The 15,711-nt window shown below is 68.8% G+C and carries 16 protein-coding genes; 1 reads left to right on the top strand and 15 read right to left on the bottom strand.

What is annotated here, in order from left to right; genetic code table 11:
- Window positions 1-11 precede the first annotated feature (11 nt).
- Genes BW971_RS12475 through BW971_RS12465 form a run of 3 tightly spaced genes read right to left on the bottom strand, consistent with a single transcriptional unit; the run spans window position 12 to window position 3,589 of the window.
- A complete protein-coding gene (locus BW971_RS12475) occupies window positions 12-854 on the bottom strand; it encodes a transglutaminase family protein (protein ID WP_076480044.1) in 843 nt (280 codons plus the stop codon).
- Window positions 851-1,831 carry an alpha-E domain-containing protein gene (locus BW971_RS12470; protein WP_076480042.1) on the bottom strand — a complete coding sequence of 327 codons (981 nt, stop codon included), beginning with the start codon at window positions 1,829-1,831 and terminating at the stop codon, window positions 851-853. Before BW971_RS12470 ends, BW971_RS12475 begins: the two co-directional genes overlap by 4 nt.
- Complete coding sequence (locus BW971_RS12465) at window positions 1,832-3,589, bottom strand: circularly permuted type 2 ATP-grasp protein (protein WP_143690337.1); 1,758 nt, start codon at window positions 3,587-3,589, stop codon at window positions 1,832-1,834.
- A 247-nt stretch (window positions 3,590-3,836) separates the two neighbouring features.
- On the opposite strand from BW971_RS12465, the gene rpsT reads away from it, so the two are divergent.
- Window positions 3,837-4,097, top strand: coding sequence for a 30S ribosomal protein S20 (gene rpsT, locus BW971_RS12460; protein WP_076480038.1), 261 nt, complete (start codon window positions 3,837-3,839; stop codon window positions 4,095-4,097).
- 124 nt (window positions 4,098-4,221) lie between these two features.
- Here the strand turns inward: rpsT and holA are convergent, their stop codons facing one another.
- The 12 genes from holA to BW971_RS12395 all read right to left on the bottom strand — a co-directional run bounded on the left by holA (window position 4,222) and on the right by BW971_RS12395 (window position 15,690).
- Window positions 4,222-5,163, bottom strand: a complete 942-nt coding sequence (gene holA / locus BW971_RS12455) for a DNA polymerase III subunit delta (protein ID WP_234974395.1) — start codon at window positions 5,161-5,163, stop codon at window positions 4,222-4,224.
- Entirely contained in the window at window positions 5,051-6,640 is a 1,590-nt protein-coding gene (locus BW971_RS21920; RefSeq protein ID WP_143690336.1) for a ComEC/Rec2 family competence protein, read from the bottom strand. Before BW971_RS21920 ends, holA begins: the two co-directional genes overlap by 113 nt.
- 65 nt (window positions 6,641-6,705) lie before the next feature.
- The gene (locus BW971_RS12440; protein WP_076480031.1) at window positions 6,706-7,764 is read right to left on the bottom strand and encodes a ComEA family DNA-binding protein; all 1,059 of its coding nucleotides are present in this window, start codon (window positions 7,762-7,764) and stop codon (window positions 6,706-6,708) included.
- Window positions 7,765-7,858: 94 nt separating this feature from the next.
- A complete protein-coding gene (locus tag BW971_RS12435) occupies window positions 7,859-8,710 on the bottom strand; it encodes a DegV family protein (RefSeq protein ID WP_076480029.1) in 852 nt (283 codons plus the stop codon).
- On the bottom strand, window positions 8,707-9,456 hold the full coding sequence (gene octT, locus BW971_RS12430) for a diglucosylglycerate octanoyltransferase (RefSeq protein WP_076480027.1): 750 nt from the start codon (window positions 9,454-9,456) through the stop codon (window positions 8,707-8,709). The genes BW971_RS12435 and octT overlap by 4 nt, the downstream gene beginning before the upstream one ends.
- A complete protein-coding gene (locus BW971_RS12425) occupies window positions 9,453-10,157 on the bottom strand; it encodes a histidine phosphatase family protein (RefSeq protein WP_076480024.1) in 705 nt (234 codons plus the stop codon). The genes octT and BW971_RS12425 overlap by 4 nt, the downstream gene beginning before the upstream one ends.
- On the bottom strand, window positions 10,154-10,519 hold the full coding sequence (gene rsfS, locus BW971_RS12420) for a ribosome silencing factor (RefSeq protein WP_076480022.1): 366 nt from the start codon (window positions 10,517-10,519) through the stop codon (window positions 10,154-10,156). Before rsfS ends, BW971_RS12425 begins: the two co-directional genes overlap by 4 nt.
- On the bottom strand, window positions 10,516-11,250 hold the full coding sequence (nadD, locus tag BW971_RS12415; protein WP_083709877.1) for a nicotinate-nucleotide adenylyltransferase: 735 nt from the start codon (window positions 11,248-11,250) through the stop codon (window positions 10,516-10,518). Before nadD ends, rsfS begins: the two co-directional genes overlap by 4 nt.
- A 42-nt stretch (window positions 11,251-11,292) precedes the next feature.
- A complete protein-coding gene (locus BW971_RS12410) occupies window positions 11,293-12,708 on the bottom strand; it encodes a vWA domain-containing protein (RefSeq protein ID WP_076480019.1) in 1,416 nt (471 codons plus the stop codon).
- Window positions 12,705-13,619, bottom strand: a complete 915-nt coding sequence (locus BW971_RS12405) for an AAA family ATPase (protein ID WP_234974387.1) — start codon at window positions 13,617-13,619, stop codon at window positions 12,705-12,707. The genes BW971_RS12410 and BW971_RS12405 overlap by 4 nt, the downstream gene beginning before the upstream one ends.
- Window positions 13,616-14,920, bottom strand: coding sequence for a glutamate-5-semialdehyde dehydrogenase (locus tag BW971_RS12400; protein WP_076480014.1), 1,305 nt, complete (start codon window positions 14,918-14,920; stop codon window positions 13,616-13,618). Before BW971_RS12400 ends, BW971_RS12405 begins: the two co-directional genes overlap by 4 nt.
- A 77-nt stretch (window positions 14,921-14,997) precedes the next feature.
- Entirely contained in the window at window positions 14,998-15,690 is a 693-nt protein-coding gene (locus BW971_RS12395) for an HNH endonuclease family protein (RefSeq protein WP_083709936.1), read from the bottom strand.
- Window positions 15,691-15,711 lie beyond the last annotated feature (21 nt).

Raw genomic sequence — 15,711 nt, 5'->3', positions numbered from 1 at the left:
ACGATCGGGATTCAGGCCAGGCGGGTGATCTCCACGAGCACATCGAGGTCGGTGGCGCCGCCGCCGGTGTAGATGCCCTTGAGCGGCGGGACGTCGGAGTAGTCGCGGCCGATACCCACCGAAACGTGTTGTTCGTTGATCGGGATGTCGTTGGTGGGGTCGTAACCCCACCAGGCACCGGTCCACGCGTCGATCCAGGCGTGACTCTGTCCCTCGACGGTCTCGTTGATGACCGCGTCGCGATTGGGGTGCAGGTATCCGGAGACGTAGCGCGCCGGGATACCCAGACTGCGCAGCATCAACAGGGTGAGGTGCGCATAGTCCTGACAGACGCCGCTGCGCTCCTTCCACGCGTCGATGGCCGACGAGTGCACCCCGGTGGTCCCGGGTACGTACTGCATCTCCTCATGCACGTAGCGGCACACGGCGATCACGGCCTCGTCGGGTGAGAGCCCCTTGGCCAACCGTTTCGCCACCGACGCCAACTGTCTGCTGCGCGGGACGTATTCGGTGTTGGTCAACATCTCGTCGAAGCGGTCGACGATCCTCGGGTCGCCGAAGGCCTCCCAGCCGACGTGCTCGATGTCGCCCGGGCCGGTGTCGGTCTCCACCACCGACGATCCCGACACCTCGAGTTCCTCGTGCGGGGCGTGCAGGTCGAAGGCGGTCACCGCGGTACCCCAGTAGTCGGTGTACCGGTACGACCGGGTCGCCGGGATGGTCTCCACCCGGTTGACGATGACGTTCTGTCGGTTGTCGCTGCGCGGGGTCAACCGCGCCTCGTTGTACGACGACGTGACCGGTGCGTTGTAGGCGAACCCGGTGTCGTGGACCACGCGTAGTCGCCAGCTCACAGTTCCGCCTCCTCGATGAAGTGCTCCTCGTCGTTCGCCCGGGCATCTGTCCAGGCCACGTACGGCGCGACGTGGAAGTACTGCGCGGTCACCGCCTCGTTGACGTCACGGCAGGTGTCCTGCAGGTCGAGCAGTCGTTCCTGCAGATCGTCGAGCAGCATTCCCGGGCGCATGAACTCCAATGCGCTACGGGCCCTCCCCAGGAGCCGCTGCGCCTCGGCACGGGCCCCGATCCGACTGTTGGGCCGGTTGTCCAGTTCCATCAGGCATTCCTCGGCCAGGGTGATCGCGTGGAACACCGACCGTGGGAACAGTCGGTCGAGCAGCATGAACTCCACCACCCGGTTGGCGTCCAGCGCCCCGCGGTAGGTACGCAGATAGGTGTCGTGCCCACCCGCCGATCGCAACACGCTGACCCACGCGGGCGAACCGCTGCGGTCACCGGCGCGGGACAGCAGCATGCGGACCGTCATGTCGACGCGTTCGACCGATCGACCCAACAGCAGGAATCGGTAGCCGTCGTCGTGACTGAGCGTCGCATCGGCCAGTCCCGCGAACATCGCCGACCGGTTCTTCACGTAGTCGAGGAACTCGTGCGGGCCGAGCTTGCGGGCCTTGCGTTCCGCGTCCGAGAGGCCGTTGTAGGTGGTGTTCAGGCACTCCCACATCTCACTGGAGGTCACCTCGCGCGCACCGCGCGCGTTCTCCCGCCCGTTGGCGACACAGTCGACGATCGAACCGAGCTCGCTGCGGTCGTAGCAGACACGTTCGGTCAGCGACCACACGTCGAGAGACTCGTCATCGGGCGGCCACGGCATCCCGAGCACCTGCAGGATCAGCCGGCAGGCCCGGTCGGGGTCGACGGTGGCGTCCTCCAGGAGCTGGTGCACGGCCACGTCCAGGATGCGCGCCGTGTCGTCGGCGCGCTCGACGTAGCGACCTATCCAGTACAGCGATTCCGCGTTACGCGCCAACATCTACCGCGACACCCCCTGCGTCTGCATCTGGAATCCGTTGCGCCCCTGCTGCTGTTGTTGCTGCTGGGCCGCGGCCAGCTCCGGGCCGTGCTCGATCTGATTGGTCTGCGGAACATCCGACGGACTGACGAGCTCGTCACCGGAGAGTTCACGTTCGTCCGCCGACGTGCGCGAGGCGAGCACCCAGGTGTCCTTGGAACCGCCGCCCTGCGACGAGTTCACCACCAACGACCCTTCCGGCAGCGCCACCCGGGTCAGACCTCCGGGGAGCACCCACACCGACTCGCCGTCGTTGACGGCGAACGGGCGCAGGTCCACATGCCTCGGGACCAGCTTGTCACCGATCTTGGTGGGGACGGTGGACAACTGCACCACCGGTTGGGCGATCCAGCCGCGCGGGTCCTGTCGGACCTTGCGGGCCAAGGTATCGAGCTCGTCACGGGTCGCGTTGGGACCGAACACGATTCCGTATCCACCCGATCCCTCGACCGGTTTCACCACCAGCTCGTCGATGCGGTCGAGAACCTCTTCGCACTCGTCCGGCAGCCAGCACCGCAGGGTGTCGACGTTGCCCAGCGACGGCTTCTCGCCGAGGTAGTACTCGATGATCTCGGGAACGTAGGTGTAGACGAGTTTGTCGTCTCCGACCCCGTTGCCGACCGCGCTGGAGATGACCACGTTGCCCGCCCGCGCCGCGTTGACCAGACCCGCGACCCCGAGCATCGAATCGGGGCGGAACTGCATGGGATCGAGAAAATCGTCGTCGATCCGTCGGTAGATGACGTCGACGCGTTGCTCTCCCTCGGTGGTGCGCATGTAGACGACGTTGTCGCGACAGAACAGATCGCGACCCTCGACCAGTTCCACCCCCATCTGCCGGGCCAACAGCGAGTGTTCGAAATAGGCCGAGTTCGCGACGCCGGGCGTGAGGACCACCACGTTGGGGTCGGCCTCGTTGAAGGCGGCCGAGGCACGCAGCGCCCGCAACAGATGACTGGAGTAGTCGGCCACCGCCCGCACCCGGTGGGAGGCGAACAGGTCTGGGAAGACCCGGGCCATGGTGCGACGGTTCTCCATCACGTAGGAGACCCCCGACGGCGCGCGCAGGTTGTCCTCAAGGACGCGGAAGTCGCCCTTCTCGTCGCGGATGAGGTCGATGCCCGCGACGTGGATGCGCACCCCGTTGGGCGGCTTGATACCCGCGGCCTGTCGATGGAAGTGCTCGCAGGAGGTGACCAGACGCTTGGGCACCACCCCGTCGCGCAGGATCTCCTGCTCGCCGTAGATGTCGTCGAGGAACATCTCCAGAGCACGGACCCGCTGGGTGATTCCCCGCTCCAGCTTCCCCCACTCGGATGCCGAGATGACCCGGGGCACCACATCGAGGGGGAACGGCCGCTCCTTGCCCGAGAGCGAGAACGTGATGCCCTGATCGAGGTAGGCGCGCCCCAATGCGTCGACGCGGGTCTCGAGGTCGGCCTGGTCCGACGCCGACAACGACTTCTGCAAACCGCGATACGGGGTCCGCACGTGCGCCTCGGGGGTGAACATCTCGTCGAAGGCTGGTGACTCGGGTCGGCCACCGTATTCGGAGAAGATGCCGGTGGCGGCATCGGATCGGCCCGAACCGGTCGCGGACGGACCGCGGTCCGGTTTGCGGGCCGGTTTGGACGCCGCCCTGGGGGACTTCTTCGACTTCTGATCGCCGCCCGCGGAGCGCTTCGGAGTTCTGGTGTCCGCTGAGGTCCCTGGGGTCATGGGTGACATCGTGCTACATGGGACGCGGATCGGCATGGGTCCGGTCAGAGTCGGCCGTGGTTTGGGAGCGGCGCATTCCGGCTGGTACCGTAGACCGCTGGCACGTCGGCACCGCTACCGACCCGGTCCACACGAGGGACCCGGGATCGACCGCAGGCACCGACCGAACAGCTGAGACGTAGCGGCGGGCGCCGCACACAGGAATTCACCCCGGCCACACCGGCCGAACGAGAAGGAAGATGTACGCGTGGCAAACATCAAGTCGCAGATGAAGCGGATCCGGACCAACGAGGAAGCGCGTCGGCGCAACCACTCGGTCAAGTCGTCGCTGCGGACCGCCGTCCGCCACTTCCGCGAGGCGGTCGACGCCGGCGAGAAGACCAAGGCCGGTGAACTGCTGGTCAGCACGAGTCGCCAGCTCGACAAGGCCGCCAGCAAGGGTGTCATCCACCGCAACCAGGCCGCCAACCGCAAGTCGGCCATGGCGAGCGCGCTGAACAAGCTCTGATCTACCCGCCCCTGGATCGTCCGTTGAGGACCGACCGGGGGCCCGGGAAGCAACAGGTATCGACCACCCCGACGACACCACGCGGTCGTCGGGGTGGTCGTTGTCTGTGGGTGGATCGCTCAGGTCAGCGCCGGGTGGGCCGCAGGTCGGCAACCGCGCCCACCGCACGTTGCAGGGCGAAGTCGGCGTCGGCGGCCTGCCCCTTGACCTCACCGTTGAGCGTCGCCACCACCTGCAGCGCTGCGGCCACCGACTCGCGGTTCCAACCCGCGGCCTGACCCAACACCTTCTTCGCCCGCCACGGAGGCATGCCCAATTCCGAGGCGGCCGCGTACTGATCGAGGCGGCCGATGCCCCGTGCTCGGGCGATACCGTGCACCGCCTCGGCCAATGCGTCTGCGAGCAGGACATGGGCCACTCCGTGATGCGCCGCCCACGCCAGACTCTCCAGGGCCGCGGCCCGGTCTCCACCCACCGCGAGGTCGGCGATCTCGAAACCGGTCACCTCCGGTCGACCACTGTAATAGCGGTCCACCGCCGCCACGTCGACCTTGCCTGCGGTGTCGGAGACCAACTGGGCGGCAGCCGCCGCCAACTCCCGCAGATCCGAGCCGATCGACTCGATCAACCGGTCGCTCACGTCGTGACCCACCCTGACCCCGTGGGATCGGAATTCGTTGCGCACGAACGCGATCCGATCGGATGATCTACTGATGGAGGCGCAGTCGTGCACCTCGGCACCGACCTTCTTCAGGGCGGCCACCATCGATTTGGCGCGACCACCGCCCGAGTGGGCGACGACCAGGGTGATCCCCTCGGGTATCGACCCCGCGACATCGGCGATCAGTGCCGCCGGTTCCTTGCCCGCCTCATCGGCGTCGGTGACCACGACGATCCGCTCGTCGGCGAACAACGACGGGCTCAACAATTCGATCAGTTGCGCTTCGGTCACCTCACCGGCGCGCACCCGGGTCACCGGGATCTCGGTGCCGCCCGCCCGTTCGCGCACGGCGGCCACCACCGAAGACGTCGCGCGCTCGACCAGGAAATCCTCGTCGCCGAGCAGTAGTTGAACCGGTGCGGTGTCGGTGGAGCTCACCCGAGACATGCTGCCAGACCGCGCCGACAGTCCCGCGCCATCGTGCGACGGTGACCAGTGCGACCGCCAGTACGATCACCAGCGTGGCGACAACCGCGCCGAACACCCCATCCGGGACGGTGACCGAGGCGCCCGGCAACGCGGAAAGCCGACGCGCGATCTGCACCAACCACCACAACTCCGGGCCGGTGAAATCGCTGACGAGGACCGCGATCCGCGGACTCAGCATTCCCACCACTACCGCGACGGTTCCGATAACCGTGACGACGGGCACCACCGGTCCGACCAACAGATTGGCCAGCAAGCCGACCAGCGAGATCTGACCGGAGATCATCACCACCATCGGGATGGTCACCAGTTGGGCGGTCGCCGCGACCGCCACGGCGTCGGCGAGCGTGCGGGGCAGCCCACGGTTGCGCAGCCTGTCCCGGACGACGGGTGAGACCAGGATCAGCCCCGCGGTGGCGAGCACCGACAAACCGAAACCCGGCTCGACGGCGAGTGCGGGCCAGACCAGCAGCAGGACGATGATCGCCGTCCCGAGCGCTGGGAGCGCCTGAGCCCGGCGTTGCACCAGCAACGCCACCACCCCGACCACACCCATCACCGCCGCCCGCACCACACTCGGCGACGGTCGCACCAGCACCACCAGGGCCACGATGACGACCAGCGCCGCCGACACCACCACCCAGGTCGGCGCACCCGTCGCGCGGAGCAACAGCAACACCGCACCGACCGTGATGGCGAAATTTGCCCCCGAGACCGCCACGAGGTGACTGAGACCACACGCCCGGAACGCATCCTGCAGTTCCTGCCCCTGGCCGGACACATCACCGAGGATCAACCCCGGGAGCAGACCGGACTCCGGTGCGGGCAAAGCCCGGGTGGACACCTCCGCGAACCGCTGCCGGACGGTCAGCGCGACCCGTTGATGAGGCGGTGGGCCACGAATGACGCGGGGCGCCGAGGTGACCGTGAGTGTTGCCGCGGTGAGGTCGTCGCGCAGCGGCGCGCGCACCGACGTCAGAGCCCGGATCCGTTGTCCGGGAACCACCGACCCCCAGGTGTCCGCGGGCGCCATCAACAGACAGTCCACCGTGCGCACCCCACGTACCGCCGGCACACCATCCGTCGACCGCGTCATCGCCACGACGTCCACCGGCACCCACACCCGGGGCGGGCCCGCGCCGCGCAAGACACGCGGGTCGTCACCGACCACGATGTCCACCGTGACCTTCTGCCCCAGCAGACCCCGGATGGGGTGGGTGTGCACCTGATGTTCTCTGGCTGCCACCGCCAGGCCGAAACCGCACACGATGGCGAGCGTCCCGACCACCACCGGTAGCTGCCGGAACGGACGGCGCCGACACACCCCGACGGTGAACGTCGCCGCGACGGCCGCGATCCCGGCGATCGTCATCGTCACCGCGACCGGGGTCGTCACCCCGACGACCGTCACCAGCCAACATCCCGTCGCGGGTGCGATCAGACGCGTGTCGTGGCCGGATCTCACACCGAGACCAGTTCACGCAGCTTCGCCAGTCGCGACGGTCCGATACCGTCGACCTCGCCGAGTTGGTCGACCGACCCGAACCGACCGTGGGCATCCCGCCAGGCGATGATCGCGGCAGCGGTGACCGGGCCCACTCCGGGCAGGGTGTCGAGTTGTTCGGCGGTCGCGGTGTTCACGTTGACCTTTCCCGCCCCGGTCGCCGCCGAGCTCGTACCCGCCGGACCACTTGTCGGCGAACCACTGGTCGGCACCACACCACCGGCCGGCGGCTGACCTCCCGCGCCCTGTCCACCGGACACCACCGCACTGTGCAGGGTGCCTGCTGTCGGGTCGGAGTAGCCGACCAGGATCTGATCACCGTCGTGCACTGGTTGGGCGAGGTTGAGTCCCAACATGTCCGCACCCGGTTTGGCACCGCCCGCCGCGTCGATCGCGTCGGCGATCCGCGCCTGCGGTGACAACCGCACCAAACCCGGCCGACGCACCAGACCGACCACGCTGACGACCGACTTCGCGGCCGGTGCGGGTGTCGAAGCATTCGACGGCATCGCGGACACCGGGGCAGCCGCCGAACCCGCAACCGCGGATGTCGCACCGGCTGTCGTGGGAAAGGCCACGGGCGTCATCGCGCCGTCGTCATCGCCGGTCAGAATCGTGTAACCGGCCACCGCGCAGGCGATCAGGCCGATGACGATCAATGCGACAGCCGTCGGCGGGGTACGCCGGCCAACCGGTTCGTCATCGTCGTCGGCGTCCTCGCGTCCCCTGGCATGTCGCGGGTCGAACCGATCGCGGCCGTCCTGGTCGTCCAGCCACGCGGGCATGGTGGGAACAACCCAGCTCGGCGAGATCCCGGTACGGGCTTCGTCGCCCGTGGCCATGCCGCCGATCGGCGAATCCGCCTCGCCCACGTCGACCCCGGCATCCCGATCGTCGGCGTCGTGTACCGCCGTACCCCCGCCACCCACGCGATCCGCCGGCGGCCCGAGTCGATCCAACCCGCTGCGCGTCGGTCCCGCATTCCGGGCGTCTCGCGGATTCTGCCTGTTGCGCATGGACCGAAGCTATGCGCGGTCCGCGGAGCTCCCCTCGGTTTCGCGCACCGCTGTGGATGGATCCGCGACTGTGGACAACACGGCCGGAGCGCGCTCAGACTCCGGTGATAGCGGACATCTGCGGGCACACGACCACACCGACCGCCCCGGTGCCGACATGACTGGTCAGTACCGGCCCGATGTCGTTGATCAGCAACGACGTCACACTGCCCAATCGTCGGCCGAGCTCGTCGGCGACGGCGTCTGCGGCATCCGGTGCGCCCGAATGCAGGACGCCGACGACGGTCGGCCGTGCGGCCACCGCGTCGACCGTGGCGTTCACCATCTTGGCGGTCGCCTTGCCAAAGGTGCGCTGTTTGTCGCGGACCACCAGTGAGCCGTCGACCACCGCGAGCACAGGTCTGATGGACAGTGCGGTACCGAACAGCCGTGTCGCGGCGCTGATCCGCCCGCTGCGACGCAACTGATCGAGAGTCTGCACACAGATGAGGGAGTCCGATGTCGCCGAGGCCCGGATCGCGGCCTCGTATGCGCGATCCCGGTCCGCACCCTCTGCGGCGGCTTTGGCCGCGGCGACCGCGGCGAAGCCGACCGCCATGCCGACCGAGCGGGAGTCGACCACCCGCACCTTGCCGCCGAGTTCGTCGGCGGCCATCCGGGCACTGGCCCAGGTGCCGCTGAGGCGGCGCGACATGTGCACCGCGATCACCCCGTCACCGTCGCTGGCGTCCAGGGCATCGCCGTACACCTCGGCGAGTTCTGCGGGTGACGGTCCCGACGTGGTGGTGGTCGGGTCGGTCAACAGATCGGCGGGGACCTCGTCCACGCCCTCGCGGAGGTTCAGGTCACCGTTGATGACGTGCAGCGGCACCTGGCGGATGCCGTACGCCTCGTACACCGCGGCGGGCAGGCGGGCCGACGAGTCGGTGACGACGACGATGCTCACGGCCGCACCCCGGCGGGGTCGTCAACCGATCCACTGCCGACCAGGTCGCGGACACCGCCGACCACGACACCCGCGATGTCGCGGTGGCAGTCGAAACCCCAGTGGATGCCGTCCGGGTTGCAGTCACCCTCGGCGAAATGGTGTGCGGTGGTGGGATAGAAGTCGACGGTCGGTACCCGGTGCGTGTCCGCCCACCGACGGATGGCCGTGGTCGTGGGGATACGGGCGGTGTGCACCCCCGCGTAGTACGGGCTGCGATGGGTCGGTGGGAGCGCCATGACCACGGGCAGGTCCGGACGGACCGCCGCCAACGACGACCGGATCTTCTCCAGATGGTCCACCGTTGCCGACGCGGGCAGGGCGATCGGCCACCCCACCGGTGACAGCAGCGGCTGCAGGCGTCCGTAGGCCGCGCGGACCCACTGTCGTAACCGCGCCGGACGGATGTAACGGATATCCTCACGCAGGGCCGTCGGAAGCGGCGACGGCAACGTGTCCATCCCCGCGATCGCCAGCACCACCAGACGCGCCCGGGGTATCACCGACCAGATCCGCGGATCCTGGATCAACGCCCACCAGACGTCACGGGTGGTCCAGCCGATACGTCCGAACAGTTCGAGGTCGAGGTCGAGCTCGTCGGCGACCAAGCTCGGCCAGATCCGCGGATCGTCAGCGGGCAGACCGCCTTCCGGCCCGTAGTAGGCCAGTGAGTCCGACAGGACGAGCAGCGCTCCCCGATCCGTCACAACACCGCCGCGGTGACGACCTCGGCCGAGGCGTTCCACACGTCGAGCCGCCAGGTGGGAGTCTCTCCGTGTCCCGACAACTGCACCCAACTGGTGTTGGCCAAACCGCCGAACACCGGCCAGTACTGCACCGGGAGACCGAGCAACGCCGCGGTGAGTGCGGCGATCACCCCACCGTGGGCGACCAGCACCACCGGCGCGTCCGGGGTCGGGCCTCGGCCCCAGTCGTCGAGCCCCGCCACGAGCTCCTCGACCACCGGAACACTGCGGGCGGCCACATCGACCCGGCTCTCCCCGCCCGGTGGCCGCCAGCCGGCGTCGTCACGCCAGGTGCGGCGCGCACCCGGCATCCGGTCGTCCACCTCGAGGTGTGTCAGGCCCTGCCACTCGCCGAGATGGGTCTCGCGCAGCCTGTCATCGAGGCTCACGGACACACCCACCCGGGTACCGAGGGCGTCCGCGGTGTCCTTGGCGCGGCGCAGATCCGAGGAGACGATGGTCAGCGGGTCGCGAGAGCTCAGCACCTCGGCGGCATTGGCGGCCTGCGCGACCCCGGTGTCCGACAGGTCGGTGTCGAGTTGCCCCTGCATCCGGTTCGCGGCGTTGTACTCGGTCTGGCCGTGCCGCAGCAGGATCAATCGACGCACCACCGGGGTGAGACGTTCGACGGCACTGTCGTGCGGATCGGTTGCGGCGCTCACTCGACGACGTCCGAGACGTCGATGACGGGGCAGTCCTTCCACAGACGGTCGAGGGCGTAGTACTGCCGCTCGTCGACGTGCTGGATGTGCACCACGATGTCGACATAGTCGAGCAGGGCCCACCGACCCTCCCGGGTGCCTTCCCGGCGAACCGGTTTGAACCCGGCCGCACGCAGCTTGTCCTCGACCTCGTCGACGATCGCGCCGACCTGCCGCTCGTTGGTGGCCGAGACGATCACGAACAGTTCGGTGATCACCAGCTGATCGGACACGTCGATGACCACGACGTCCTCGCCGATCTTCTCGGTCGCCGCGGCGGCGGCGATCCGCGCCATCGCGATCGCTTCGGGTGAGGCGGTCACACGGAATCCTCTCTCGTCTGCGGCGTTCCCGACGGGCCGGTGACGGCCGTCCACTCCGGACGGCCGGGTCGGTAGAGCTGCCGCTTGTGGATGTACTGAACCACACCGTCGGGTACGAGGTACCAGACCGGTCGCCCGGTGGCGGCACGGTCACGGCAGTCGGTGGACGAGATGGCCAGGGCGGGGATCTCCAGCAGATGCAGCGCATCGGACGGCAGTGTCTGCAGGTGGGTGTTGAGGTGGGCGGTACCCAACTCGTATCCGGGGCGGCTGACGCCGACGAAGCGGGCCAGCTCGAACAGTTCCCGCCAGTCCTGCCAGGACAGAATGGATGCCAAGGCATCGGCCCCGGTGATGAAGTACAGCTCCGCCGTCGGGTGCTGGGCCGCGAGATCGCGCAGGGTGTCGACGGTGTAGGTGTCGCCCTCGCGTTCGATGTCCACCCGGCTCACGCTGAACTGCGGGTTGGAGGCGGTCGCGATGACCGTCATCAGATAGCGGTCCTCGGCCGGGCTGACGGGGTTGACCGGTGCCGTGTCGGACACTCGGCGCTCGTCGCCACCATGGCGGAGCTTCTGCCACGGCCGACCGGTGGGGACGAAGACCACCTCGGCGAGCGCGAAGCGGTAGGCGACCTCGCTGGCGGCCACCAGGTGACCGTTGTGGACGGGGTCGAAAGTCCCACCCATCACGCCGATACGGCGGCGGGTGACCCCGCTGGTCTCAGGCATGACAGGTGAGTCTACGGGCCGACACGACGGGCGTTCGTAGGGTCACACCGGCAGCAGGTCGGCGATGACCCGCCCGAGCTGCGCCGCATTGCGTGCCTCGAACATGGTGATGATCTGCGCATACTGTTCGGCGATCGAGTCCCCGCTGTCCCACAACCGCGCCTCCTCGGGGTTGAGCCAGTAGGCGTGCCGGGATCGGTCGACCAGTCGGGTGAGGGCCGCGAACCGCGGGTCGTGGTAGTTGTTGCGGGCGTCACCGAGGATGAGCAGCGCCCCCCGGCGACTCAAGGCGTCGAGGTGGTCGTCGGCGAACCCCTGCAGCGCGTGTCCGTAGTCGGAGTGGCCGTCGCGGGTGATCAGTCGAGCCCGATGCAGCATCGCGGCCATCGAGGCACCGAAGTCGTCGTTGCCCGCGCTCTGGTCGAAGTAGTCGGTCACCTCGTCGACGGTGTCGACGAACGCGAACACCCGCACCTTGGCGAACTGCTGACGCAGCGCGTACACGAGCTGCAGCGTGAACTGTGAGAACCCCGACACCGAGCCGGACACATCACAGAGCACCACCAGATCGGGCCTGCCGGGTCGGGGCTTGCGGCGGATCAGGTCGATGGGGACACCGCCGGTGGTCATCGACGCCCGCAGGGTGCGCCGGACGTCCACCGCCCCGCGATGCGAGCGGCGACGCCGGATCTCCATCTTCGAGGCCAGCAGGCGGGCCAGCGGGGCGACGGTGCGGCGCAGCTCGGCCTGTTCCCTCGCCCCGGCCGACAGGAAACGGATGTTCTCCGGGAGTGCGGGTACCGCATACTCGGCCACCTGATCGCGACCGCGGGTCTCGGCCATCCGACGACGCGTCTCGGCCTCGACATCGGCACGCAACCCCGCCACTCGACCGGCCGCGGCCCGGCGGTACCGCGCGTCCGTGCCGTCCCCACCCGACCCGGCGGCCATGGCGGCGGCGATCCTGGCGATCAGCGTCTGTGGGTTGATCCGTGACAGCGCCTGATAGGTCGAGAACGCCTGGCCACGGGTGGACTGATAGCTGCCGAGTTCGTCGACGATCAGTGACACCGACGCGGCCAGCCTGCCGTCACCCGCGGCATCGTCGTCGGCGAGCAGCTCGGCCAATCGTTCTCGTACCGCCTCGATGTCGACCGCCCCTTCGGCGTCGCGCGGGGTGTCGGCGACGTCCGCGGCGGCGCGGGCTCCCGCCGGGAACCAGAGGTCGAAGACCGCGTCGAACACGGTGCGGTGGTTGACGTCGTCGAGCAGTGTGCAGGCCAATCCCTCGCGAAAGTCGCTGCGATCACCCAGACCGAGCACCTCGGTGGCGCGGCCGGCGTCGATCAACTCCGACGGCCCGACGTCGATACCTCGCCGTCGTAGTTCGTCGACGAATCCGGTGAGGTGGTCGACGAACGCCGCCGACCGGTCGTCGGTGCCGGACGGGACGGTCATCGCTCCAGTTTCAGTTCCTTGACCGCGGTCGCGAGATCGGGACGATGTTTCAGGACCACACCGAGAGTGCGGGCGATGAACTCGTCGTCCAACCCGGTACCCGGCCGCTCCCCCACGCCCAGAGCGAGGACGGTGTGCGCCCAGTCGATGGTCTCGGCGACCGACGGCTTCTTGCGGATGTCGAGATCGCGCAACACCCCGACGACGCGCACCAGTTCACGGGCGATCGCGTCCGGCAGTCCGGGGACGCGCGTGGCCAGGATCTCCCGCTCCCGGGTGGCGTCCGGGAAGTCGATGTAGAGGTAGAGGCACCGGCGTTTCAGCGCCTCGGACAGTTCGCGGGTGGCGTTGGAGGTGAGCAGGACGATCGGCCTGCGCACCGCGGTGACCGTCCCCATCTCCGGGATGGTGACCGCGAAGTCGCTGAGCACCTCGAGCAGCAGACCCTCGACGTCCACGTCGGCCTTGTCGATCTCGTCGACCAGCAGCACGGTCTCCTCGGCCCGCGAGATCGCGGTGAGCAACGGCCGCGGCAGCAGGAACTCGTCGGTGAAGATGTCGGCCTTGGCGACCTCCCATCCCCGCGGTCCGGAGGCCTGGATGGCCAGGATCTGCTTGGCGTGGTTCCACTCGTAGAGGGCGCGGGCCTCGTCGATCCCCTCGTAGCACTGGAGTCGCACCATCTCGGCGTCGGCGCAGGCGGCGATGGCGCGGGCTAGTTCGGTCTTGCCGACCCCGGCGGGACCCTCCACCAGCAGGGGTTTTCCCAGCCGGTCGGCGAGGAACACCGCGGTGGCGGTGGCGGCATCGGCGAGATACCCGGTCTGCGCCAAGCGGGTGCGGACGTCGTCGACGCCGGTGAACAGCGGGACGATCGTGGTGGTCGGGTTGGTCCTGCGCACCTCGGTCATGCGGGACGAACCTGTCCGTGACCCCACGCCAGCCATTTGGTCGAGGTCAGCTCGGGCAGTCCCATCGGGCCGCGGGCGTGCAATTTCTGGGTGGAGATGCCGATCTCGGCGCCGAAGCCGAACTGTTCGCCATCGGTGAACGCGGTGGATGCGTTCACCATCACCGCGGCGGCGTCCACCCGGGCGGTGAACTCGTCGGCGGCGGCGAGGTCACCGGTCACGATGGCCTCGGTGTGTCCGGTGCCGTACCGCTCGATGTGCTCCACGGCCGCGTCGAGGCCGTCGACCACCTTCATCGCGATGTCCAGGCTCAGGTACTCCTCGGCCCAGTCGGCCTCGGTGGCGGGCACCATCGCGGGCTCGTCGCCGTGGATGATCACGCCGTGCGCCTGCAACGCCGAGGTGAGGGCGGGCACCGCGAGATCGGCGATCGTACGGTCGACCAGGACCGTCTCCGCGGCGTTGCAGACGCTGGGTCTGCGGGTCTTGGCGTTGACGACGATGTCCGTCGCCATGTCCAGGTCGGCGGCTGAGTGCACGTAGACGTGGCAGTTGCCGGTGCCGGTCTCCAGCGTGGGGACGAGCGCATTGCGGACCACGGCGTCGATGAGCCCGGCCCCACCGCGCGGGATGACCACGTCGACGAGCCCGCGGGCCTGGATCAGATGGGTGACGCTGGACCGGTCGTGGCTGGGCACCAGGGCCACCGCGTTCGGGTCCACGCCGTGCGCCGCGAGCGCGTCGCGCAGGATCCGCACCAGTTCGGCGTTGGACCGGGCCGCCGATGACGATCCGCGCAGCAGCACCGCATTGCCCGACTTGAAACCGATTCCGAAGGCGTCGACGGTCACGTTGGGGCGGGCCTCGTAGACGATCCCGACTACCCCGAGGGGTACCCGCACCTGCCGCAACGACAACCCGTTCAGCAGGGTCCGACCCTGTAGCACCTCGCCGATGGGATCCGGCAGGCCGGCGACCTGACGCAGCCCGTCGGCGATTCCGCGTACCCGATCGCCGGTGAGGCGCAACCGATCGAGCAGACTCCCCGGCGTGCCATCGGTCTCGGCGCGGGCGATGTCCTCGGCGTTGGCGGCCAGGACCGATCCGGTCTGCGCCTCGACGGCATCCGCCGCGGCACGCAGGACGGCGTTCTTGTCCGCGGTCCGTAGTCGGGCGAGGCGACGGCTCGCGATCCGTGCGGCGCGGGCCTGCGCGAGCACGGTCTCGGCCACGCCGCGGTCGGCGGCGTCCGTGGCCGTTGCCTCGTCCGAACCGAGTTCGTCGGTGGTGGGTGCGCTCATGAGTCCTCGAGAAGTCGGTGAGTGTCCTCCTGCGATGGTATCGCTCGCCTCGGTGCGGACCGATGCAGCGGTGGCCCTCAACACCGACCCAACGCCTGCCGCAGCGTCCGCGTGGTCGGGAGGTCGAGCCGGAGTCCGTAGGTGTCGACCATCAGCACGAACTGCACCGCGTACTGACAGTGGAAACCCCGCCGGGCAGGCATCCAGAGCGCCGGTTGCTGGTCGCTCTTGTCCTGATTCGACCGGCCGTCGACCGCGACGAGGTTGGCCGGGTCGTTGGCGAAGCGGGTGCGGGTGGCCTCGGACCAGTCGCCCGCACCCATGTCCCAGGCGTAGGCCAGGGGAACGATGTGATCGATCTGTACGGCCGTACCGGTCCCTGCTCCGCGGCGGAAGGAGATCCAGTCACCGGTGTACGGGCTGGTGAACTCGCCGGTGGCAACGGCGGTCGGACAGTCGTCGGTCGCGGCGGTGGTGATGTCACGCAGGTCGCGCCGGAGGATGTCGTCCCTTGTGTCACAACCGTTGCGACCCCAGGCGGCGTCGGTGGAGTCGGTCCAAGCGGTGCCGAAAGCCGATCGGACGTATCCGACCCGTTTCACCCGCACCGGCGTCGTGGACACCCTGCCCAGGGCCTCGGTGATCACCCGCACCACCGCGGGATCCACCCGGGACGCGGATGGTCGCCGGTCGCCGACGACGCCGATCGCGACCAGTACGGCGCTGACGGTGAACACGCACGTCACCAGCCACCACCGGCTGGGCAGCATCGCGTATTCGTGCAGCAGCCA

The sequence above is a fragment of the Williamsia sterculiae genome, assembly GCF_900156495.1.
Taxonomy (GTDB): Bacteria; Actinomycetota; Actinomycetes; order Mycobacteriales; family Mycobacteriaceae; genus Williamsia_B; species Williamsia_B sterculiae.
This window is presented reverse-complemented; position numbering and strand designations above follow the sequence as displayed.